Source organism: Paraburkholderia sp. RL17-368-BIF-A, assembly GCF_046054045.1.
In the GTDB taxonomy this organism is placed as follows: domain Bacteria; phylum Pseudomonadota; class Gammaproteobacteria; order Burkholderiales; family Burkholderiaceae; genus Paraburkholderia; species Paraburkholderia graminis.
Genome location: NZ_JARESN010000025.1, coordinates 36,950 through 56,944, shown reverse-complemented (window position 1 = coordinate 56,944; position 19,995 = coordinate 36,950). Strand labels below are relative to the sequence as shown.

Sequence of the window (19,995 nt, the reverse complement as noted above, 5' to 3'; positions counted from 1 at the left end):
TTTCAATGCCCTCCCGCTTAACTCCGCGCTCCGCCGAGCGTTCACCCACGTCGGCCGCGCCCGCGGCATCCGCTTCTTCGCTCACGTCCGATTTTTCCTCGCGGCTGGTCGCGTGGCAGCGCAAGCATGGCCGCCATGACCTGCCGTGGCAGAACACGCGCGATGCGTATCGGATCTGGCTGTCGGAAATCATGTTGCAGCAGACGCAGGTGTCGACGGTGATTCCGTACTACGCGAAATTTCTCGCGCGTTTTCCGGATGTCGCCGCACTGGCCGCCGCGCCCGTCGATGACGTGATGGCCTTGTGGGCCGGCCTCGGCTACTACACGCGCGCGCGCAATTTGCACCGCTGCGCGCAGGTGGTGGTCGAGCAGCACGGCGGCGCGTTTCCGGCTTCCGTCGACGAACTCGCGGAATTGCCGGGCATCGGCCGCTCGACGGCGGCGGCGATTGCGTCGTTTGCATTCGGCGCGCGCGCGACGATTCTCGACGGCAACGTGAAGCGCGTGCTCGCGCGCGTGTTCGGCGTCGAAGGTTTTCCCGGCGAGAAGAAGGTCGAGAATGCGATGTGGACGCTGGCGGAATCGCTATTGCCGTCGAATGCATCGGACGACGAAGTCAGCGCGTACACGCAAGGGTTGATGGACCTCGGCGCCACATTGTGCGTGCGCGGCAAGCCCGACTGCTTGCGCTGTCCGTTCGCCGCCGATTGCGTCGCTAACGTAACGGGGCGTCAGCGTGAACTGCCGACGGCGCGTCCGAAGAAAGCCGTGCCGACCCGCCGCACGTGGATGCTCGTGCTGCGCGACGGCAATGCGGTGATGCTCGAAAAGCGTCCGCCCTCGGGTATCTGGGGCGGTTTGTGGAGCTTGCCGGAAGCGGCTGACGAAGCCGCGCTCGCGACTCGTGCGCGCGAGTTCGGCGGCGGCGCCGGTGTTTCATCGCTTGCGCCGCTTGCACCGCTCACGCACGTTTTCACACACTTCAAGCTGGACATTGAGCCGCGGCTCGCGGAACTGGAGCGAGGCGTCGGCGCGCTCGCCGCGTTGGGCGATGCGGACACCGCCTGGGTCGCATTAAGCGATCTCGATTCGTTCGGCGTGCCCGCGCCCGTGCGGAAACTGCTGGATGGTCTGCAAGGTTCGCTGATCTGACGAATCGCGTCGGCGTGTCTTCAGTAATAGCTAGAGCAGTTGATGCTGCTGCATATAGCGATGAACCACTTCGATGCGCGCGCCGGCGTCCTGCATCTCCATCAGTTTTTGGCGCGCGCGCAGCGCGATCGGCAGTACTTCGGCGAGACGGTTCGATACCCACGACGGGTCCTCGAGTCGGAACGGCTCGGCAAACGGCAAGCTTTCCGGATCGCGCTCGCGGATTGTCGCGATGATCCGTTCGAGCACCTCCGCGCACGCGCCGAATTTTGCCAACTGCTGATTGCCTTCGAGCGGCTCGTCTTCCCCGAGCGGCTCGGCCATGCCGACCAGCAAACCGCTGCTTTCCACGCGATGCGACAGCAGCCGGAAGCGCCGCGTGCCGCGTGCGCGGATCAGCAGCATGCCGAACGCTTCGACGTCGCATTCGTCGATTTCGGCGAGACAGCCAATTGATTCGGGTACCGAAGGCTCATTTTCCCGCGCGACTTCGGCGCCGCTTTTCAGCAGACACACGCCGAACGGCGTCTTTTCGCGCAGACAGTCGCGCGCCATGTCGAGGTAGCGCGCTTCGAAAATTTTCAGCGGCAGAATTCCGCCGGGAAACAGAACCGTGTGCAACGGGAACAGCGGCACATCGGCGAGCACAGTGGAAGTAGAGGACATGGCGCAACGCTTCGAGTTGAGGCCGCGCGATGCGGCCGGTTAAGCCACTAACTTCGAAGACGCGCCGGCGTCGACCGGTGCGTCGCGGTGCCGCACGATTACATTCGCTGCATTGGCGAGACGCGCGGCGAGCGTCTCGGCAATGAACACCGAGCGGTGCTGGCCACCCGTGCAACCAATCGCGACTGTCAGATAACTACGGTTGTCGTCGCGGAAATGCGGGAGCCATTTAGCGAGAAACTTCTCAATGTCGTCGATCATTTCATGCACGACCGGCAGCGCGTCCAGAAAATCGATCACCGGTTTGTCGAGGCCCGTGAGCGGGCGCAATTCATGATCGTAGTACGGGTTCGGCAGCGTGCGGACGTCGAACACCAGATCGGCGTCGAGCGGCACGCCGCGTTTGAAGCCGAACGACTCGAACATCAGCACGAGTCCCGCATGCTCCTGCTCGATAAAGCGCTTGACCCATTGGCGCAGCACGTTCGCGCGCAGATTGCTCGTGTCGATCTGATGGCCGAACTCGGCGAGGCCCGCGACGAGTTCACGCTCGCGCTCGATCGCTTCGGCGAGCGACGTCAGCAAACCGACGTCGGCATCATGCGCGGTGGAGCCCGACAGCGGATGGCGGCGGCGCGTTTCGGAAAAGCGCTGAATCAGCGACTGCGTGCTCGCGTTGAGGAACAGCACGCGCACGTCGTGAGCGCGCGACAGATCGCGGATCATGGCGGGCATGTCGTCGAGCGATGCGCTCGAACGCGCGTCGATCGCGACCGCGAGGCGGTCGTGTCCGTCTTCGGCAAGGTAAGAGGCGAGCTCGGGCAGAAAGCGCGGCGGCAGATTATCGACGCAGTAATAACCTGCGTCTTCGAGCGCGTTTAGCGCGACGGATTTGCCTGAGCCGGATATGCCGGTGATGAGGATTATGCGCATGGAGTCGTGAAATCGGTCCGTTTCATCATAGCATCTGAGCCCTTTCGCGCGTACCCGCGGACAGCCGCGGGCTGCGGCGTCAACCGGGTCGACATGCCCGCCGACTTAAATCAGTTTGCCGGGAAACTGGCTATCCGGGTCCTGCATGGCGAGACGCTGGCGGTCCATGAAATCGCGCAATGTGTCGATGCCGCGCAGTTGCAGGATCGTATTGCGCACGGCCGCTTCGACCAGCACCGCGAGGTTGCGGCCGGCCGCCACCTGGATCGTCACCTTGCTGATTGGCAGGCCGAGCACGTCGACGGTTTGGCTTTCCAGCGGCAGCCGCTGGAACTCGCCGTCAGGACGGCGTACCAGTTGCACGATGAGCTTCAGCTTCATTTTGCGGCGCACGGCGGTTTCGCCGAAAATCGTCTTGATGTCGAGCAGGCCCAGGCCGCGCACTTCCAGCAGATTCTGCAAAAGCGGCGGGCAGCGCCCTTCGACGAAGTCCGGGCCGAGGCGCACGAAATCCACTGCGTCGTCAGCGACGAGGCCGTGGCCGCGGCTGATCAGTTCGAGGCCAAGCTCGCTCTTGCCGAGGCCCGAATCGCCGGTGAGCAGCACGCCCATGCCGAGGATGTCCATGAACACGCCGTGCAACGTGGCGCGCGGCGCAAGAATGCGCGACATGTAAAGGCGCAGGCTGTCGATTACCGCGGCCGCCGACATCGGCGTGGTGAAAAGCGGCGTGGACGAGCGCGTGCAGCGCAGCACCAGTTCCGGCGGCGCGGCAACGCCGCCTGCCACCACGAGGAACGGCGGTTCCAGCGCGATCAGCTCGGCCATGTGGCGCGAGCGGTCTTCGTCGGTCTGGCGTTTGTAATAGTCGATTTCGGCGTCGCCGAGCACCTGAATCCGGTTCGGATGGATCAGGTTCAAGTGACCGACGAGGTCGGCGCTCGACGTGGCATTCGCGACCGATTCCGAAGAAAAGCCGCGTTCCCAGCCTTCATGCCCTGTCAGCCAGCTCAGTTTCAGCGTGGCGGCGTTATCGTCGAAAATGCTCTGGGCGTTGATGCTGGACGTATCCATGAGTCAGTGACTCCAGTGTTGGCCGCTTGCCGGGCACAGCGCGGGCCGCGCTAACGCGCGCCGTGAGCCGGGCCTGGCGATATCCGCACGCGGGCGGTTGGGCGTGCGGATAGGCGGCGTGCGGATGACCGCCGCTGCATCAAGGTTGCCACTGAGTGAGCAGACGATGCAATGATTCGCGGTCTTCTTCCGTGTGCAGGCGCTCGCGGGCCTCGCGGTCGGACAGCAGTTGCGCGATTTCCGAAAGAATTTCGAGGTGCTGCTGCGTGGCCTGTTCGGGCACGAGCAGGAAGATGAGCAGAGAGACCGGCTGACCGTCGGGCGACTCGAAAGGAATGGCCTCGGCCAGGCGGACAAACGCGGCGAGCGGCTGCTTGAGTCCTTTGATCCGGCCGTGCGGAATCGCGACGCCTTCGCCGAGCCCCGTCGATCCGAGGCGCTCGCGCGCAAACAGATTGTCTGTGACCGTGCTGCGGGCGATGCCGTTCTGGTTCTCGAAGATGAGGCCCGCTTGCTCGAACACGCGCTTTTTGCTGGTGACCGATAGTCCGACGACGACGTTCTCGAGGGGAAGAAATTTGGCTAAACGATTCATGTTGACAGGCGAAAACGTGGCCTGGGTTCTCCTCGCTGGGGCGATTGATTGGTGTTCCATTCGTTTGATGCTCACGGCGACGTACGTTGGAGTCCGAAAGCACAGGACTCCGGCACACCGCCTGCATGCGAGCTAGACCCCGATGGTAACCGGAACATTATAGAACAGGGTAGCAGCGTATGGTGCGGCGCGCCATCAATGCGCAATAGGTTCTTTCTTCGGATTGGTCGGCGTGGGTGCAAACGAAAAACGCAATGAAAAACCCAACGAACAACGCAACCAAAGCCCCAACAAAAAACCGCCCGATTGCGGGCGGTTTCGGTGAGCGAACTGAAGCAGTGCTTGCGGATTCGCTTACTGCGGCGGCACGTCCAGTTGCGGTGCCGGTTGATACTTGATCGCTTCGTGCTGATGGCCTTGCAGGCGATCCTTGTGGCGTATCACTTGCCGGTCGAGCTTGTCGATCATCAGATCGATCGCAGCGTAAAGGTCGCTGTCACAGCTCTCGACAAAAATGTCCTTGCCCTTCAGATGCAGGTTGATTTCAACCTTTTGCCGCTTTTCCTTTTCCTTGTGGTTGTCGACCGAGAGGACCACACTGCCGTCGATGACCTGATCGAAATGTCTTAGCACCCTATCCAATTTGGAGATCACGTATTCGCGCAACGCAGGCGTAACTTCGAGGTGGTGTCCACTGATCTGCAGATTCATAGTGCTTCTCCAAGCTAGTGGCCGCTTGGTCCACACGATGACGTAGGTCCGGTCGATCTGTCGGCTTGCCTGAGTCGCCCCCCGGTGACTGACTTCTGGCAGGTCGCATCGGCCGGCCTGTCCGCCAACTTGCGGAGCGGCCGGTAAATGCCCGCCACGGAAGGCGACGGGCTACAGAGACTTGCGCAGGTTGACTGCCGGGATTCTGAGCGCTTCGCGATATTTCGCCACGGTGCGCCGTGCGACCACGAAGCCCTGTTCCGCCAGCAGTTCGGCTATGCGGCTGTCTGAGAGAGGCGTTTTTGCGTTTTCCGCTCCTATCAGTTGCTTGATGAGCGCGCGAATGGCGGTTGAAGACGCCGCGCCGCCCGTATCTGTCGAAACATGCGAACCGAAGAAGTATTTGAACTCGAGCGTCCCGAACGGGGTGAGCATGTACTTACCGGTTGTCACACGCGAGACAGTCGACTCGTGTAGGCCCAGCGTATCAGCAATTTCCCGCAAAACCAAGGGGCGCATGGCAATTTCGCCGTGCACAAAAAAGCTCTTTTGACGCTCGACAATGGCTTGCGCGACCCGCAGGATCGTCTCGAAACGCTGCTGGATATTCTTGATCAGCCAGCGCGCTTCCTGCAGTTGCTGGCGCAACGAACCGCTGCCCGGATCGCCCCGGTTATTGCGCAAAATGTTGGCGTACAGGTGGTTGATGCGCAGCTTCGGCACGACTTCGGGATTGAGCTCGGCCTGCCAGCCCTGGGCGGTTTTGCGCACCATGATGTCCGGCACCACGTAGTCCGCTTCGGCCTTGCCATACGCTGCGCCGGGAAACGGTTCGAGAGAGCGGATCAGCATGTGCGCGTCGCGCAGATCGTCGTCGTTTGCCTTCAGATGCTTGCGCAGACGCGTGAAATCGCGCGCTGCAAGCAGTTCCAGATAATGGCTGACGATGTCGAGCGCAAGCGCCCGCGTAGGCGAGGGTTCGAGCCGCAACAATTGCAGCTTCAGGCATTCGGACGCGGAACGCGCGCCGACGCCCGCGGGGTCGAAACTGTGCAGCAGCGCGAGCGCCGCATTCATTTCGTCCAGGTCGACTTCGAGTTCTTCGGGCAAGTCGGCGAGCACTTCTTCAAGCGTGGCGGCAAGATAGCCGTCGTCGTCGAGCGACTCGATCAGGAAGGTGACGAGCGCGCGGTCGCGCTGACCGGCCTGCGTGACGCGCAGTTGCGCCATCAGGTGATCGCGCAGCGAAGTACTCGATTCGTGAATTTGCAGCGGCGGCAAATCGTCGTCGTCGGAGGCGTTGCCGGAGCGGCCGTAGTCGTCGAGATTCCATTGCGACGCGTCGCCGTTGCCGTCGCCCGAGAGGCCGTTGTATTCGTCCACGCCTTGCGGCTCGCCGTTCTCCGAGCGCTCACTGCTGCTGGACGACGAGCCATTGCCGCCCATCTGCTCGGGCGGCGCGGACGAACTGGGCGCCTGCGTGATCAGAGAGCCGTCGGACGCCACGCGCAGCGGGCTCGCGATCCAGTCGTCCTCGTTCTCGAGGAGCGGATTCTGCGAGATCGCCGTTGCCACTTCCTGCTGCAGTTCGAGCGTGGACAGCTGAAGCAGCCGGATGGACTGCTGCAGTTGCGGGGTCAACGCAAGATGCTGCGATAGGCGGAGTTGGAGGCTGGCTTTCATGGCAAGTTCAGATTCATTGTAGAGAGTTTGCCACGACCGCGATACCTTGCGAATTCGCAATTACCAATGCGTCCGCTTTCGACGGCGCCCGACGCGAGCCGCCCAGCTCGAAAACGAGCCGGAAACAACGCAAGGGGCCGACAACGCGCGCGGCGCCGCCGGTTCCCTGCGCCTTTACATGCGGAAATGCTCGCCCAGATAGACGCGCCGCACGCTTTCGTTTTCGATGATTTCGCTTGGCGCGCCGGCGGCGAGCACGCTGCCGTCGCTGATGATGTAAGCGTGGTCGCAGATGCCGAGCGTTTCACGCACGTTGTGATCGGTGATTAGCACGCCAATATTGCGCTGCTTCAGAAATTTAACGATCTTCTGGATTTCCAGCACCGCGATCGGGTCGACGCCCGCGAACGGTTCGTCGAGCAGAATAAAGCTCGGATTCGTGGCGAGCGCCCGCGCGATTTCCACGCGGCGGCGCTCGCCGCCCGACAGCGAAAGCGCCGGATTTTCACGCAAATGCGCGATTTGCAGTTCGTCTAGCAGCGCTTCGGTGCGGTTCGTGATGGCGTCTTTGGACAGGCGCTTGCCGTTGTCCTCGTGCTGCAGTTCGAGCACCGCGCGAATGTTTTCCTCGACGGAAAGCTTGCGGAACACCGAGGCTTCCTGCGGCAGATACGACAGCCCCAGCGAAGCGCGCTTGTGAATCGGCAAGAGGCTGATCGATTTGCCGTCCAGGTCGATTTCGCCGGCATCGAGCGGCACGAGGCCGACGATCATATAGAACGACGTCGTCTTGCCCGCGCCGTTCGGACCGAGCAGGCCGACCACTTCGCCGCTTTTCACATCGAGCGAAACGTCTTTGACGACCGTGCGCGAACCGTAGCGCTTTTTCAGATTCCGTACGACCAGCGAACTACTCGTACCTGCGGGCTTGCGATTGGGTAGGGACGCGGAGGTGCTCACTGATTCGGCGCTCCCTGAATCGTGGTGGACGGCGCGAGCGTGGCCGATGCGCCGTTCAGCGGCGCGGCGCCGCCGTTGCGCGGCGACAGCATCGCGCGCACGCGGCCGCTCGGATTGCCCGGGCCGGCGACGTCCTTGCCCGCCTTCGCGGTATAGAAGTCTTTCTGGCCGTCATACGTGATGACGCTGCCGTGCACCTGATCGATCACGGTGGACAGACCCTGCAGGCGCTTGACGGTCGCATTGGTGGTGAGCGTGGTCAGATCCTGCTTGCCGTCGTAGTCGATACGAATAGCCGTGCCTTCGATGTATTCGTCGAGACCTTCGCGCTTCTGGCGGAAATACGACAGATTGCCGCCGCTCGACGTGCCGGTCGCGTACTGATAGCCCTGCGGGTCTTGCGTCACTTCGACGCGATCGGCCTTGATCACGATCGTGCCCTTGGTGGCGACCACATGGCCGGTGAAGATGTTGACCTGCTTCAGGTCGTCGTAAGTCATGTTGTCCGCTTCGATGTTGAGCGGCTTGTCCTTGTCGGCGCGGTCCGCGTGCGCGAGCGGCGCGAAGCCGACGAGCGGCAAGGCGACGAGGAGCGCAGCGAGTCCGGCGCGGCACGCCGACACGGCGCGCGAGCGGCCGGTATCAAAACGGGGGAACGATTCGTTCATGCAGTCACGCCTGGAATGGATTTACCCGGGTTGCTTGGGCGAGCTGCCGCCGGCGTCGGACGCGGCGATCGCGCCTTTTACGTTGCCGAAGAGCTTCATCACCCGGGTGACGTTGTTGTAGTTCATGCCGCTGGCAGTCATCACGGACACGCCGCGCTGAAGTTTAACCGGCTTTTCTGTCTCGATCACATCGTCGTTGACGAGCACGCGGAAATGCTCGGAATCGGCCTGCATCTGCGGATCGCCGTAGCCCGCGGAGCGCAGAATGCGGGCGTTGCCGTACAGATCGACGATGGACGCGTCGCCGTTCACCTTGCCCGTGTCGCCGGTCGCGGTCACAACCGGCTTGCCGGGCTGGAACGCGCGCATCGCGGGCTTCACGAGATCGCTCAGTTCGTCGTCTTCGTAATGAATCAGCGACTGCGCGGTCAGGCGATATTGCGTCGAGCCCGACTGGTCGAGTTCGGACACCGAGAAGTTGTCGGCGAAGTAGTCCGGAGTGTGTTCCTTGGGACGCACCACGCCTTCGTTTTGCCGCGGCAACGTGGCCTGCAAAAGCCACCACGTGATGCCCGCGAGCGCGGCCATCGCGACGAGCGGAATCAGCGAAGTCAGGCGAAACTGGTTGTTCATCCCACGAGGCCTCGCGTTTCGCCGCTACAGGCGGCCGCGAGCAGCGCCTCGTACTTGTGCTGGGCGCGCAGTAGCGTGTCGCAGACTTCGCGTGCCGCGCCGTGACCGCCGCGCGCCTCGCTGACCCAATGCGCCCGCGCGATCACTTCAGGATGCGAATTGGCGGGCGCCGCCGCGAAGCCGACCTTCAGCATCACGCCGAGATCGACCCAGTCGTCGCCCATGTAGCCGCATTCGTCGGCGCTCATGCCGGTTGCTTCGAGCAGATCGGCGAATGCCTGCGGCTTGTTGTCGATGCCCTGATACACATGCGTGATGTGCATTTCCTTCGCGCGTGCCGCGACGATGCCCGACTTGCGGCCGGTGATGATCGCGGTTTCAATGCCGGCCTGGCGCAGCAGCTTCATGCCGTGGCCGTCCATGGAATTGAAGGCTTTCATCGTGTCGCCTTCCGCCGTGAAGAGCAGGCCGCCGTCGGTCAGCACGCCGTCGACGTCGAAAATCATCAGCTTCACGCGGCTCGCGCGTTCGGTAGCGGTAGGGGGCGCGACGGCCATCAGATCACCTTCTTCGAGAACAGGTCGTGCATGTTGAGCGCGCCGATCAGCTTGCCCGCTTCGTCGACGACCAGCATCTGATTGATGCGATGGCGCTCCATCAGTTCCACGGCTTCGACCGCGAGATGATCTGGACCGATGGTGCGCGGGTCGGCGGTCATGACGGCGGCGATGGACAGCGCGCGGAAATCGCCGTCGCGCTCCAGCACGCGGCGCAAATCGCCGTCGGTGAAAATGCCTTTTACGCGGTCTTCGTGATCGACAATCGCGGTCATGCCCATGCGCTTCGCGGTCAACTGGAACAGCGCGTCGCGCACGGTGGCTTCAGGCGTGACCTTCGGCACCTGGTCGCCGGTGCGCATGACGTCGCTGACATACGTGAGCAGGCGGCGGCCGAGCGCGCCGCCCGGATGCGAGCGCGCGAAATCGTCGCGGCCGAAACCGCGCGCGTCGAGCACCGCGACGGCGAGCGCGTCGCCGAGCGCAAGCGCTGCGGTGGTGCTAGCGGTGGGCGCAAGATTCATCGGACACGCTTCTTTCGCGACGCCGGAATTCAGATGCACGTCGGCCAGTTTCGCCAGACTCGACGACGGCCGGCCGGTCATCGCGATCAGCTTCGCGCCGATCCGTTTGATGAGCGGCAGAATCGCCACGAGTTCTTCGGTTTCACCGGAATTGGACAGCGCGAGGAAGACGTCGTCGGCGGTGACCATGCCGAGATCGCCGTGACTTGCTTCTGCCGGATGCACGAAGAAAGCCGGCGTACCCGTGCTCGCGAGCGTGGCCGCGAGCTTGCGCGCCACATGTCCCGACTTGCCGATGCCCGAGACCACCACGCGCCCACGGCAACTCAGGATGAAGTCGACCGCGCCGACGAACGCGTCGTCGAGCTGATCGCGAAGCGCGCGCACGGCGTCCGCTTCGATGTCGAGCACGTCGCGAGCGAGCGCGAGTGCCCGGTCGCCATTGATTTTCGCTATCATTCGCGAAGTATAGCAAAGGCGCCTGTTCGCCGCGCCGGGCCTGCTGTGCAAAGCCGCTGCCTCCATTGCCCGCTTTATCGCCCTGTATAACGGCCCCTCAACCTTGTCGCACGGCGTGTTCCGTGCGCGGTTCCGCTGACGAACGAGGACGCTTTACCCATGCGTTTTTGCCGATGATTTCCCCGCTGGAGATGACGCTCTTCCTGCTGCTGGCATCAGTAGCGGGCGTGGTGGTTTTTCGCTTTCTGAATCTTCCGCCGATGCTCGGCTATCTGACCGTCGGCATCCTCGTCGGGCCGAATGCGCTCGGTCTCGTTCCCGATTCGGTCGGCGCGCAGAATCTCGCCGAATTCGGCGTCGTGTTCCTGATGTTTTCCATCGGCCTCGAGTTCTCGCTTGCGAAGCTGCGCTCGATGCGCCGCCTCGTCTTCGGCCTCGGCCTGTTGCAGGTGCTCGGCACGATCGTGGTCGCCGTGTCGCTCGGTTTCGCGTTCGAGCGCTGGGTGCATATCAAGTGGCAGGCGAGCATTGCACTCGGCGGCGCGCTCGCGATGTCGTCGACGGCAATTGTCAGCAAGATGCTCGCGGAGCGCCTCGAGATCGAGACCGAGCACGGCCGCAATATCTTCGGCGTGCTGCTGTTTCAGGATCTCGCGGTGGTGCCGCTCCTCATCATCATTTCGGCGCTGGGCGGCGATTCGAAAGACCTGATGAACGCGCTCGGCATCGCGGCGATCAAGATCGTCGTCGCGTTGTCGCTGCTGTTGATCGTCGGTCAGAAGTTCATGACGCGCTGGTTCAACGTGGTCGCGCGGCGGCGCTCGCAGGAACTGTTCATTCTCAATCTGCTGCTCGTCACGCTCGGCTCGGCGTTCATCACGGACAAGTTCGGTCTTTCGCTCGCGCTCGGCGCGTTTATCGCCGGCATGCTGATCGCGGAGACGCCGTATCGTCATCAGGTGGAAGAAGACATCAAGCCGTTTCGCGACGTGCTGCTCGGGCTCTTCTTCGTCACGACCGGCATGCTGCTGAATCCGCGCGTGATCTGGGAGCATCCGCTGATCGTGCTCGGCTTCCTGATTGGGCCGACCTTGCTGAAGGCGGTGATGATCACCGGGCTTTCGCGTCTGTTCGGCGCATCGCCGGGCGTCGCCATGCGCACGGGCCTCGGCCTCGCGCAAGCCGGCGAATTCGGCTTCGTGCTGCTGAATCTGATCCTCGACAAACATCTCGTCGACGCCACGCTGTTGCAGGCCATTCTCGCCGCGATGCTGCTCTCCATGCTCGCCGCGCCGTTCCTGATCCAGAACGCGGACCGTATCGTGCTGCGCCTGTCTTCGACCGAATGGATGATGCAGTCGCTGCAGATGACGCGCATCGCCACGCAGAGCCTGAAGCAAAGCGGCCACGTGATCATTTGCGGCTACGGCCGCGCGGGGCAGAACCTTGCGCGCATGCTCGAACATGAAGGTCTTTCGTACGTCGCGCTGGACCTCGACCCGGATCGCGTGCAAGCGGCGGCGACGGCGGGCGAATCGGTCGTGTTCGGCGATGCCGGGCGGCGCGAGTCGCTGCTTGCGGCCGGCATTCACCGCGCCGCGGCGATCGCGATCACGTATGCGAACACGCCGTCGGCATTGCGCGTGCTGCACAACATTCATGAACTCGAGCCGACCTTGCCGGTCATCGTTCGTACCGTCGACGACGCCGATCTGGAAAAGCTGCTGGCCGCAGGCGCAACCGAGGTGATTCCGGAGATTGTCGAAGGCAGTCTGATGCTCGCATCGCACACGCTGGTGGTGATGGGCGTGCCGATGCGCCGCGTGGTGCGCCGCGTCGAGGAAATGCGCGACGAGCGCTATGCGCTGCTGCGCGGCTATTTCCACGGCGCCGACGACATGGACGACGACGACGGTCACGAACAGGTGCGGCTACAATCGGTGCCGGTCGATGCGAATGCCGACGCGGTCGGCCGCACGCTGGCGGAACTGGGCCTGTACGAACTCGGTGTCGAAGTCACGGCGATTCGCCGGCACGGCATTCGCGGTGTGGAGCCCGATCCGTCGACCAAGCTGCGCGCGAGCGACATCGTCGTGTTGCGCGGCTTGCCGGAGCAACTGGCGCAGGCCGAGGAGCGGCTCTCGAAACACCGCCGCGCGGGCGCCGCCGCGGCATAGCGAATGCGCGGCACGGTCCGCGCGTTCAGCATCGATTCAGCTTTTCATTGGGCCTTACGCGGTCCATCCGGAGACATCATGTCAAACGCGCTTGCGAGCGCGCCGCTCGACGCGGCCGACTACATCAAGAGCCACATTCGCACGGTTCAGGACTGGCCGCAGGCCGGCGTGCAGTTTCGCGACATCACGCCGCTGTTGCGTGAGCCGAGGTCGCTGCGGGTGCTGATCGACCTCTTCGTGCAGCGTTATATCGACGCCAAGCTCGACTACATCGCCGGGCTCGACGCGCGCGGTTTCATCATCGGGCCGATTCTCGCGTATGAGCTGAACCTCGGCTTCATTCCGATCCGTAAGGAGGGCAAACTGCCCTATAAGCGCGCGTCGCAATCGTACGAGCTCGAATACGGCACGGCCACCGTGGAAATTCACGAGGACGCGTGCAAGCCGGGCGACCGCGTGTTGATCGTCGACGATCTGATTGCGACCGGCGGCACGATGATGGCCGGCAAGATTCTGCTCGAGCGGCTCGGCGCAGTGGTCGTTGAAGGCGCGGCGATTATCGACTTGCCCGAGCTTGGCGGCTCGAAGCTGCTCGCGGGCGGCGGTCTGCCGCTTTATACCGTGACGAGTTTCGAAGGTCATTGAGCGCGGCGCCACGCCGCTGTGTGCGCCTTGCTGTCCGCATAAAGAAAGGTAGGTAAGAACGATGCCCAACTTCGCCTTGTTCCTCGCCACGTCGATTGCGATCACGATGGCGCCCGGTCCCGACAATCTGCAAGTGCTCGCGCGCGGCATCTCGCAGGGCCGCGCCGCGGGTCTCGTCGCGGCCCTCGGCTTTGCGGCCGGCATCACGTTTCACACGACACTGGCCGCGCTCGGCGTGGCTGCGTTGCTGCGCTCGTCGCCGCTCGCGTTTGAGGCCATCAAACTGGCCGGCGCCGCGTATCTCGTGTGGATCGGCATCAAGGCGCTGCGCAGCCAGGGCCTCGCGACCGCTCACGAACGCGCGCCGCAACCGTTGATGACCGTGTTCCGTCAAAGCGTGCTCGGCAATCTGCTCAATCCGAAAGTGACGCTGTTCTTTGTCGTGTTCCTGCCGCAATTCGTGCAGACCGGCGGTGCACAAAACGGTGCACAAAGCGTCACGGTGCAGATGCTGGAACTCGGCGCGCTTTTCATGTTGGAGACGCTCGTGGTGTTTTCGCTGTTCGGCGTGTGCGCGGGAATGATCGGCGGATGGCTGAGGCGGCGGCCGCGCGTGGGTGTGTGGCTCGACCGTCTTGCGGGCGCGACCTTTATCGCGCTCGGCATTCGCGTCGCGTTGCGCGACTAATCAGCTACGCGGCTGACGACGTGCCGCACTTGTCGTCCAGCCTCGCTGGAAAAATGTGGAGTGTCGAATGAGTTTGCCTTGCCTCGTTGCCGCGCGCCGCTTCGATGCTCACGCGCATCTGCCGTTCTGGATCGACGCCGAGCAGGTCGGCTGGATTCGTTCGGACAACGTACGTTTGCTCGCGCGCTGGCCCGACGTGTTCGAGATCGACGATGCGCGCGTGAAGCTCGCGCCGGCCTTCAACACAGTCGATCTGCGCAGCGCGGCGCTCGGTTCGGTGATCGGCGCGCTTGCCGCCGACGGACGCATTCCAGGCTGGCGCAACGAGACCTACGCGATCCGCAACGCGTTCGACGCGCGGCCGCTCGCGTACATCGAGCGCGCGGCGTCGCGCTTCTTCGGCACGATGACGTACGCGGTGCATCTGAACGGCGTCGTAGAATATGCGGACGGCGGCGCGCCGGGGTTGTGGATCGCGCGCCGCAGCGACACCAAGGCGACCGATCCGGGCATGCTCGACAATGTCGTGGCGGGCGGAATCGGCTGGGGTTTCAGCGTCGAGACGACGATCGTCAAGGAATGCTGGGAAGAAGCCGGCATTCCCGAGGAAATCGCCGTGCGCGCCGTGGCGGGGCGCACCGCTTATGTGCTGCAATCGTTGCCGGAAGGCACACAGGCCGAGCAGATTTTCATCTACGACCTCGCGCTGCCGGCCGATTTTGCGCCGCGTAATCAGGACGGCGAAGTCGGTGAGCATCGCTTTGCCCGCATCGACGAAGTGGCGCGCTGGATCGAGGAAGGTGCAATGACCGTCGACGCGAGTCTCGCCACGCTCGATTGCCTGCTGCGTCGCCGCTGGATCGACGAAGAGGCGTGCCAGGGAATAGAGGCGCTGTTTACGCCGCCCGTAACTGGTTGACAGCGGCGGGTGATAGCAGCGCGGCGCGAGATGCCTAACGTTGAAACCAGCTACACCGAACAAACCACGCATTGAAGAAGGGAGTCACCCAGGTCATGTCGACCGATCACAGCTTTATCCTCAAACTGTCGTGCGCCGATCGGCCCGGCATCGTCCACGCCGTGTCGGGCTTTCTGTTCGAGCGCGGCAGCAATATTCTCGACTCCGCGCAGTTCGGCGACAGCCGCACCGGCGAGTTCTTCATGCGCGTGCATTTCCAGCAGGTGGGCGGCGATCCGGGGCTCGACGCGCTGCGCGTGTCATTCGCGGCGCTCGCGGAGCAATTCGGCATGAACTGGGAATTGCACGATGCATCGGTCAAGCCGCGCGTCGTGATCATGGTGTCGAAGATCGGCCATTGCCTGAACGATTTGCTGTTCCGCTACCGCACCGGTCAGTTGAACATCGAGATTCCGGCGATCATTTCGAATCACAAGGAGTTCTATCAGCTCGCCGCGAGCTACGACATTCCGTTCCATCATTTTCCGCTGCTGGGCGGCACGCCCGAGGCCAAGGCGGCGCAGGAAGCGCGCGTGCTCGAAGTGATCGACGAGCATCAGGCGGATCTCGTCGTGCTCGCGCGCTACATGCAGATTTTGTCGCCGAAGCTGTGCGAAGCGCTCGCCGGACGCGCGATCAATATTCATCACTCGTTCCTGCCGAGCTTCAAGGGCGCGAAGCCGTATTACCAGGCGTTCGACCGCGGCGTGAAGCTGATCGGCGCAACCGCGCACTACGTGACGACCGATCTGGACGAAGGTCCGATCATCGAGCAGGAAGTGGAGCGCGTGGACCACAGCATGACGCCGGAGCAGTTGACGGCGATTGGCCGCGACGTCGAATGCGTGACGCTCGCGCGCGCGGTGAAGTGGCACGTCGAGCATCGGGTGGTGTTGAACGGGAGTAAGACGGTGGTGTTTCGGTAGGAGGTTGGGGCCGCGGCCGCGGCTCGGCGTGATGTTGAGCGTCGCGGCGGCGCACCTTCGTTGTAGTTGATGTGAAGCCGGTGCGTTTCGCACAATGCGTACGAACGTGTTAACGATGCGCACTGCCAAGGCGTGGCGCTTGAAGATGCCGCCGCGATGAATTGCTCTCCTCCCGCCGCCTTATTCCGACGCCACTTCTTCTCGTGACCGCTCCGGCATCCGGTCGGCGTCGCGCGTCACTGGCGCTCTCTGAGCTTCCTCCACGCCCGGAGCCTTCCTCGCCTTCACCGCCGCCCCTCGGCGCGCATTCAACTTCCTTAGCCAGATCAGCAATCCAGTCGCGCTCAGCATGGCCACTGCGACCCCGACCGCGCTAATCAATATCCGCCCGCCGACACCGAGAATACGACCCGAGTGCAGCGGAAATTGAACCTGCATGAAGATGTCGCCGGCCGTGCCCTTGCCGGGAATCTGCTTGCCGAGCAGTTTGCCGGTGGCCGCGTCCCAGTACATCCACGGGTTGCCGAGGCCCATGTCGCCGTGATCGTTGCCCGTCTCGTAGAAGCCGACGCCGTAGGTGTGCAGGAACTCCGCGTAGTAGATGCCGCCCGGCGGCACGGCGATGTGCTGCGCCTTGCCGGCTTCTTCGGCGAGTTGCACGATGCGCTCGCGACTCAGCACGCCGTCGCCGGGCCTGGGCGCGCGGACGATCTCCGGGTTGTTGATCGGGTCCGGCGTGAGCGTCGAAAACATCGACACGATGGGGCGCACAACGGGTGCGGCGAGGTTCATCGACACCGACGTCAGCGCGACGATCATGAGCAGGCCCCAGATCCACACGCCGCCCGAGCGATGCAAGTCGAAGGTGAGCGCATAGCCGCCGCGCCCGAAGCGGAACGCGAGCGACTTGCGCCACGCCTTGAGACTCGGAAACGACAGGCCGAGCGCAATGACGCTGTCGAACAGCCAGACGATGCCGACCACGCCCATCAGCCAGACGCCGGCATCGACGCCGCCGGTAAACGGCAAATGCAGCGTGTAGTGCAGCTTGTAGATGAACGGAATCAGGTTGATGCGCGACAGGGAAAAGGCGCCCCATTCGCGGCGCCCCTGCACGTCGCCGGTGGCCGGATCGACGGCGATCTGGTTGAAGTCCAGCTTGTACGGCGCTCGCGTGGCCGGGGCGATGCGCGGAAGCACCATCATCTGCAACGTATGGCCGGGCTCGGCCGCGAGCGGCAGATACGTCACCTGCACGCGCGGATCGGCGGCCTCGACGCGCCGCGCCAGTTCCAGCCCCGACAACGCCGGCCCTGGCGTGCGCGCCTCGAAGAAGGACGGGTTGAGCGCGGCGTCGAGTTCGTGATCCCACGCGATCACCGCGCCGGTCAGGCCCGCGACGAACAGAAACAGCGCCGTGGCCACGCCGAACCAGCGATGCAGGCGAACGAACTGGCGCCTCATGAGCGGGCCAACGAAAGCAAGAAAAAATCCGGGTGACGTGTCACTGCGAGAGTCGGTGCGTAAATGGGAATTGTTCGCATCTTAAGCGACGCACGTTGTCGGCGGCAAGTTCTCTGAAAGGTTTGCTAAGGCGATAGTTGCTGCGACGCGTCAAAGCCCGTCCAAGTCCCGTGGCGTAAGGCTTGGGTCACCGTCCGCGCGCGCGAAGTGCGGCAAAATGTCGCATGCAGGGGCTTACAATCCGCATAGTTTTTCGGCATCATCCCGTCCCGTGTAATGGGAATGATTCTCATTCGTTAAGTGACTCACCGACGACGGGAAAAGGGAATGAACAAACATAACGGGGAAGCGCGTCCACAGAAAACGCGCGCGAAGCGTCGATTGCACTGGGCCGCGTGCCTGGCGCTGACGGCCACTCAGGCAGCGCTCGCACAGTCAGTGCCGCCGGCGTCGACACCAGCGTCGCCATCGCCGTCCGCATCGGCGGACAGCGAAGACAAGGCGCTGCCGACGGTCAAAGTCACTGCGGCGCAGGACACCACGCAGCATCTGAAAGAGGACGTCGGCAGCGGAGCGCTCGGCACGCGTTCGCAACTCGATACGCCGTTTTCGACGACCGTCGTGACGAGCGAGGAGTTGCAGGATCGCCAGCCGTCGAAACTCGGCGACGTGTTCGCCACCGACGCCTCCGTGTCCGACAACGGCAACGCGTACAACGCGTGGGCCACGTATCTGACGGTGCGCGGCATGCAGCTCGACTGGCAGTCGGGTTTCAAAATCGACGGCATGCCGTTCAACAGCTACGGCATCACGATGCCGTACGAGCAGCTCGAAAAAGTCGAGTTGCTGAAAGGTCTAACAGGCTTCATGTACGGCTTCGGCGCGCCGGGCGGCGTCGTCAACTACGTGACGAAGAAGCCGCCGGTCTCGACGACGCCCGTGCGCAGCGTCGACGTCGGCTATTACACGGACGGCGTCTGGACCGAGCACGCGGACCTCGGCGGCCGCGTCGGCCCCAACGGCATGTTCGGCTATCGCCTGAACGCGACGCACGAGGAAGGCAAAACCTATAACGACGGCAACGTGCGGCGCGATTCGGTGTCGGTCGCGCTCGACGCCCGCATCACGCGCGACCTCAAGGCCACCTTCGGCGCGCTGTATCAGGAGCGCCATTCCACCGGCATCACCGGTTCGATTTCGACGGCGCAATACACCGGCACGTCGCTCCCGCATACGATCAGCGGCGGCACCGGCGACCTGTCCGGTCCCGACCAGCATCTGAATACGAACCTGCAGCTGTACACGGCGGGGCTTCAGTACAACCTCGGCGAGAACTGGACGCTCAATGCGAGCTACAGCTACAGCAAGAGCTCGCGCGATCGCAACGAAAGCACGTACTACCTGCTGAACGGCGCGGGCGATTACACCGACAGCCGTTTCGCCGGCAAGGAAGGGCATCAGCTGAGCTTGTGGCAGGTGTCCGCGGAAGGCCAGGTGAAGACCGGACCGCTGCAGCATCAACTCGTATTCGGCGCCGCGTATCAGCGGCAGACGAACGACTACGGCGCGAACAGCTTCTTCGGGCAGATCGGCACGGGCAACATCTATCAGCCGAATACGAACACGTTCGGCGGCGCGTCGAACTACTACACGTATCGCGACAGCGACATCACGCAGAAGGCATTGTTCGCTAGCGACACGATCCAGTTGACGCAGCGTTGGTCGGTGCTTGGCGGCGTGCGGTACACGAACTACGAGCAGCACGGCTACTCGACAAGCGGCGCTACAACGTCGACGTACAGCCAGAACGGCGTGGTCACGCCGACCGTCGCGGTCATGTTCAAGCTCGCGCCGACCACGACGCTTTACACGAGCTACGTCGAGTCGCTCGAGGCGGGCACAGTGGTCGGCGACACGTATGCGAACCGCGGCGAACTGCTCAAGCCGTTGCGCAGCAAGCAGTACGAAGTCGGCATCAAGACGGAGCAGGGACGCTGGAGCGCGACGGCCGCGCTGTTCCGCATCGAACGCGGCGCGGCTTACGCAAACAGCGCGAACGTCTACACGCAGGACGGCGAGTCGATCTTCCAGGGCATCGAGATGGGCGGCGACGTGCGTCTCGGCAGCCACTGGAATGTCGGCGGCGATCTCATGTGGATCAATGCGAAGTACGAGCGCGGCGCGGCCAACAACGGCAATCGCGTGGCGGGTGCACCGCAGTTCGTCGTCGCCGGTCATGCGACTTACTCGGTGCCGTACGTGCCGGGTCTGCGCATCGGCGCGGACGCCAAGTTCACGGGCAATACGAACGTGCGGCCGTCGTCGAATCTGAACGCGCCGGGCTATATGCTCGTGAACCTCGGCGCGAGCTACGCGACGCGAATAGGCGGCTACGACGTGACGTTCCGCGCGGCCATCGACAACCTGCTCAACCGCCGTTACTGGGAATACCAGTACGCGGATTACGTGACGCCGGGCGATCCGCGCACGCTGTCACTGAACGCGCGCATCGACTTCTGA

19 protein-coding genes are annotated in these 19,995 nt (G+C 63.4%); 7 read left to right on the top strand and 12 right to left on the bottom strand.

Annotated features, from left to right (window positions below; translation table 11 throughout):
* The first annotated feature begins 5 nt into the window (after positions 1-5).
* The gene (gene mutY, locus P0D87_RS29165; protein WP_082366933.1) at positions 6-1,154 is read left to right on the top strand and encodes an A/G-specific adenine glycosylase; all 1,149 of its coding nucleotides are present in this window, start codon (positions 6-8) and stop codon (positions 1,152-1,154) included.
* 30 nt (positions 1,155-1,184) lie between these two features.
* Here the strand turns inward: mutY and P0D87_RS29160 are convergent, their stop codons facing one another.
* From P0D87_RS29160 to kdsD, 11 genes are all read right to left on the bottom strand, one after another.
* The gene (locus P0D87_RS29160) at positions 1,185-1,820 is read right to left on the bottom strand and encodes an LON peptidase substrate-binding domain-containing protein (RefSeq protein WP_006048031.1); all 636 of its coding nucleotides are present in this window, start codon (positions 1,818-1,820) and stop codon (positions 1,185-1,187) included.
* A 39-nt stretch (positions 1,821-1,859) separates the two neighbouring features.
* The gene (gene rapZ / locus P0D87_RS29155; protein ID WP_006048030.1) at positions 1,860-2,753 is read right to left on the bottom strand and encodes an RNase adapter RapZ; all 894 of its coding nucleotides are present in this window, start codon (positions 2,751-2,753) and stop codon (positions 1,860-1,862) included.
* A gap of 105 nt (positions 2,754-2,858) precedes the next feature.
* Positions 2,859-3,827, bottom strand: a complete 969-nt coding sequence (gene hprK, locus P0D87_RS29150) for an HPr(Ser) kinase/phosphatase (protein ID WP_006048029.1) — start codon at positions 3,825-3,827, stop codon at positions 2,859-2,861.
* Between the two features lie 139 nt (positions 3,828-3,966).
* The gene (locus tag P0D87_RS29145; protein WP_006048028.1) at positions 3,967-4,482 is read right to left on the bottom strand and encodes a PTS sugar transporter subunit IIA; all 516 of its coding nucleotides are present in this window, start codon (positions 4,480-4,482) and stop codon (positions 3,967-3,969) included.
* A 294-nt stretch (positions 4,483-4,776) separates the two neighbouring features.
* Positions 4,777-5,133, bottom strand: coding sequence for a ribosome hibernation-promoting factor, HPF/YfiA family (hpf, locus tag P0D87_RS29140; protein ID WP_006048027.1), 357 nt, complete (start codon positions 5,131-5,133; stop codon positions 4,777-4,779).
* Positions 5,134-5,304: 171 nt separating this feature from the next.
* Positions 5,305-6,816, bottom strand: coding sequence for an RNA polymerase factor sigma-54 (locus P0D87_RS29135; RefSeq protein ID WP_006048026.1), 1,512 nt, complete (start codon positions 6,814-6,816; stop codon positions 5,305-5,307).
* Between the two features lie 174 nt (positions 6,817-6,990).
* Positions 6,991-7,776, bottom strand: a complete 786-nt coding sequence (lptB, locus tag P0D87_RS29130; protein ID WP_029969704.1) for an LPS export ABC transporter ATP-binding protein — start codon at positions 7,774-7,776, stop codon at positions 6,991-6,993.
* The gene (gene lptA, locus P0D87_RS29125; RefSeq protein WP_053857480.1) at positions 7,773-8,444 is read right to left on the bottom strand and encodes a lipopolysaccharide transport periplasmic protein LptA; all 672 of its coding nucleotides are present in this window, start codon (positions 8,442-8,444) and stop codon (positions 7,773-7,775) included. Before lptA ends, lptB begins: the two co-directional genes overlap by 4 nt.
* A 21-nt stretch (positions 8,445-8,465) precedes the next feature.
* Positions 8,466-9,077, bottom strand: coding sequence for an LPS export ABC transporter periplasmic protein LptC (gene lptC / locus P0D87_RS29120; RefSeq protein ID WP_006048023.1), 612 nt, complete (start codon positions 9,075-9,077; stop codon positions 8,466-8,468).
* Complete coding sequence (locus P0D87_RS29115) at positions 9,074-9,634, bottom strand: KdsC family phosphatase (RefSeq protein ID WP_006048022.1); 561 nt, start codon at positions 9,632-9,634, stop codon at positions 9,074-9,076. The genes lptC and P0D87_RS29115 overlap by 4 nt, the downstream gene beginning before the upstream one ends.
* A complete protein-coding gene (gene kdsD, locus P0D87_RS29110) occupies positions 9,634-10,617 on the bottom strand; it encodes an arabinose 5-phosphate isomerase KdsD (RefSeq protein ID WP_053857481.1) in 984 nt (327 codons plus the stop codon). The genes P0D87_RS29115 and kdsD overlap by 1 nt, the downstream gene beginning before the upstream one ends.
* 173 nt (positions 10,618-10,790) lie before the next feature.
* On the opposite strand from kdsD, the gene P0D87_RS29105 reads away from it, so the two are divergent.
* The 5 genes from P0D87_RS29105 (at position 10,791) to purU (ending at position 16,011) form a co-directional block, all read left to right on the top strand.
* Positions 10,791-12,794, top strand: coding sequence for a monovalent cation:proton antiporter family protein (locus tag P0D87_RS29105; protein WP_053857482.1), 2,004 nt, complete (start codon positions 10,791-10,793; stop codon positions 12,792-12,794).
* Between the two features lie 78 nt (positions 12,795-12,872).
* Positions 12,873-13,439 (top strand): adenine phosphoribosyltransferase, encoded by a 567-nt coding sequence (locus P0D87_RS29100; protein ID WP_053858948.1) that lies wholly within the window; start codon positions 12,873-12,875, stop codon positions 13,437-13,439.
* Positions 13,440-13,500: 61 nt separating this feature from the next.
* Positions 13,501-14,127, top strand: coding sequence for a LysE family translocator (locus tag P0D87_RS29095; protein ID WP_053857483.1), 627 nt, complete (start codon positions 13,501-13,503; stop codon positions 14,125-14,127).
* Between the two features lie 67 nt (positions 14,128-14,194).
* Positions 14,195-15,046 carry an NUDIX hydrolase gene (locus tag P0D87_RS29090; RefSeq protein WP_053857484.1) on the top strand — a complete coding sequence of 284 codons (852 nt, stop codon included), beginning with the start codon at positions 14,195-14,197 and terminating at the stop codon, positions 15,044-15,046.
* Between the two features lie 95 nt (positions 15,047-15,141).
* Positions 15,142-16,011 (top strand): formyltetrahydrofolate deformylase, encoded by an 870-nt coding sequence (gene purU, locus P0D87_RS29085; RefSeq protein ID WP_053857485.1) that lies wholly within the window; start codon positions 15,142-15,144, stop codon positions 16,009-16,011.
* Positions 16,012-16,191: 180 nt separating this feature from the next.
* Here purU and P0D87_RS29080 read toward each other — a convergent pair whose 3' ends face one another.
* Positions 16,192-17,475: a PepSY-associated TM helix domain-containing protein gene (locus P0D87_RS29080; protein WP_053857486.1), complete on the bottom strand. Its 1,284-nt coding sequence runs from the start codon at positions 17,473-17,475 to the stop codon at positions 16,192-16,194.
* 327 nt (positions 17,476-17,802) lie between these two features.
* Between P0D87_RS29080 and P0D87_RS29075 the strand changes: the two genes are divergently transcribed.
* Positions 17,803-19,995: a TonB-dependent siderophore receptor gene (locus tag P0D87_RS29075; protein ID WP_053857487.1), complete on the top strand. Its 2,193-nt coding sequence runs from the start codon at positions 17,803-17,805 to the stop codon at positions 19,993-19,995.

Coding starts and splice junctions, on each gene's coding strand:
- mutY (WP_082366933.1), top strand. CDS start 6: ATGCCCTCCCGCTTAACTCCGCGCTCCGCCGAGCGTTCACCCACGTCG.
- P0D87_RS29160 (WP_006048031.1), bottom strand. CDS start 1,820: ATGTCCTCTACTTCCACTGTGCTCGCCGATGTGCCGCTGTTCCCGTTG.
- rapZ (WP_006048030.1), bottom strand. CDS start 2,753: ATGCGCATAATCCTCATCACCGGCATATCCGGCTCAGGCAAATCCGTC.
- hprK (WP_006048029.1), bottom strand. CDS start 3,827: ATGGATACGTCCAGCATCAACGCCCAGAGCATTTTCGACGATAACGCC.
- P0D87_RS29145 (WP_006048028.1), bottom strand. CDS start 4,482: ATGGAACACCAATCAATCGCCCCAGCGAGGAGAACCCAGGCCACGTTT.
- hpf (WP_006048027.1), bottom strand. CDS start 5,133: ATGAATCTGCAGATCAGTGGACACCACCTCGAAGTTACGCCTGCGTTG.
- P0D87_RS29135 (WP_006048026.1), bottom strand. CDS start 6,816: ATGAAAGCCAGCCTCCAACTCCGCCTATCGCAGCATCTTGCGTTGACC.
- lptA (WP_053857480.1), bottom strand. CDS start 8,444: ATGAACGAATCGTTCCCCCGTTTTGATACCGGCCGCTCGCGCGCCGTG.
- lptC (WP_006048023.1), bottom strand. CDS start 9,077: ATGAACAACCAGTTTCGCCTGACTTCGCTGATTCCGCTCGTCGCGATG.
- P0D87_RS29115 (WP_006048022.1), bottom strand. CDS start 9,634: ATGGCCGTCGCGCCCCCTACCGCTACCGAACGCGCGAGCCGCGTGAAG.
- kdsD (WP_053857481.1), bottom strand. CDS start 10,617: ATGATAGCGAAAATCAATGGCGACCGGGCACTCGCGCTCGCTCGCGAC.
- P0D87_RS29105 (WP_053857482.1), top strand. CDS start 10,791: ATGATTTCCCCGCTGGAGATGACGCTCTTCCTGCTGCTGGCATCAGTA.
- P0D87_RS29100 (WP_053858948.1), top strand. CDS start 12,873: ATGTCAAACGCGCTTGCGAGCGCGCCGCTCGACGCGGCCGACTACATC.
- P0D87_RS29095 (WP_053857483.1), top strand. CDS start 13,501: ATGCCCAACTTCGCCTTGTTCCTCGCCACGTCGATTGCGATCACGATG.
- P0D87_RS29090 (WP_053857484.1), top strand. CDS start 14,195: ATGAGTTTGCCTTGCCTCGTTGCCGCGCGCCGCTTCGATGCTCACGCG.
- purU (WP_053857485.1), top strand. CDS start 15,142: ATGTCGACCGATCACAGCTTTATCCTCAAACTGTCGTGCGCCGATCGG.
- P0D87_RS29080 (WP_053857486.1), bottom strand. CDS start 17,475: ATGAGGCGCCAGTTCGTTCGCCTGCATCGCTGGTTCGGCGTGGCCACG.
- P0D87_RS29075 (WP_053857487.1), top strand. CDS start 17,803: ATGAACAAACATAACGGGGAAGCGCGTCCACAGAAAACGCGCGCGAAG.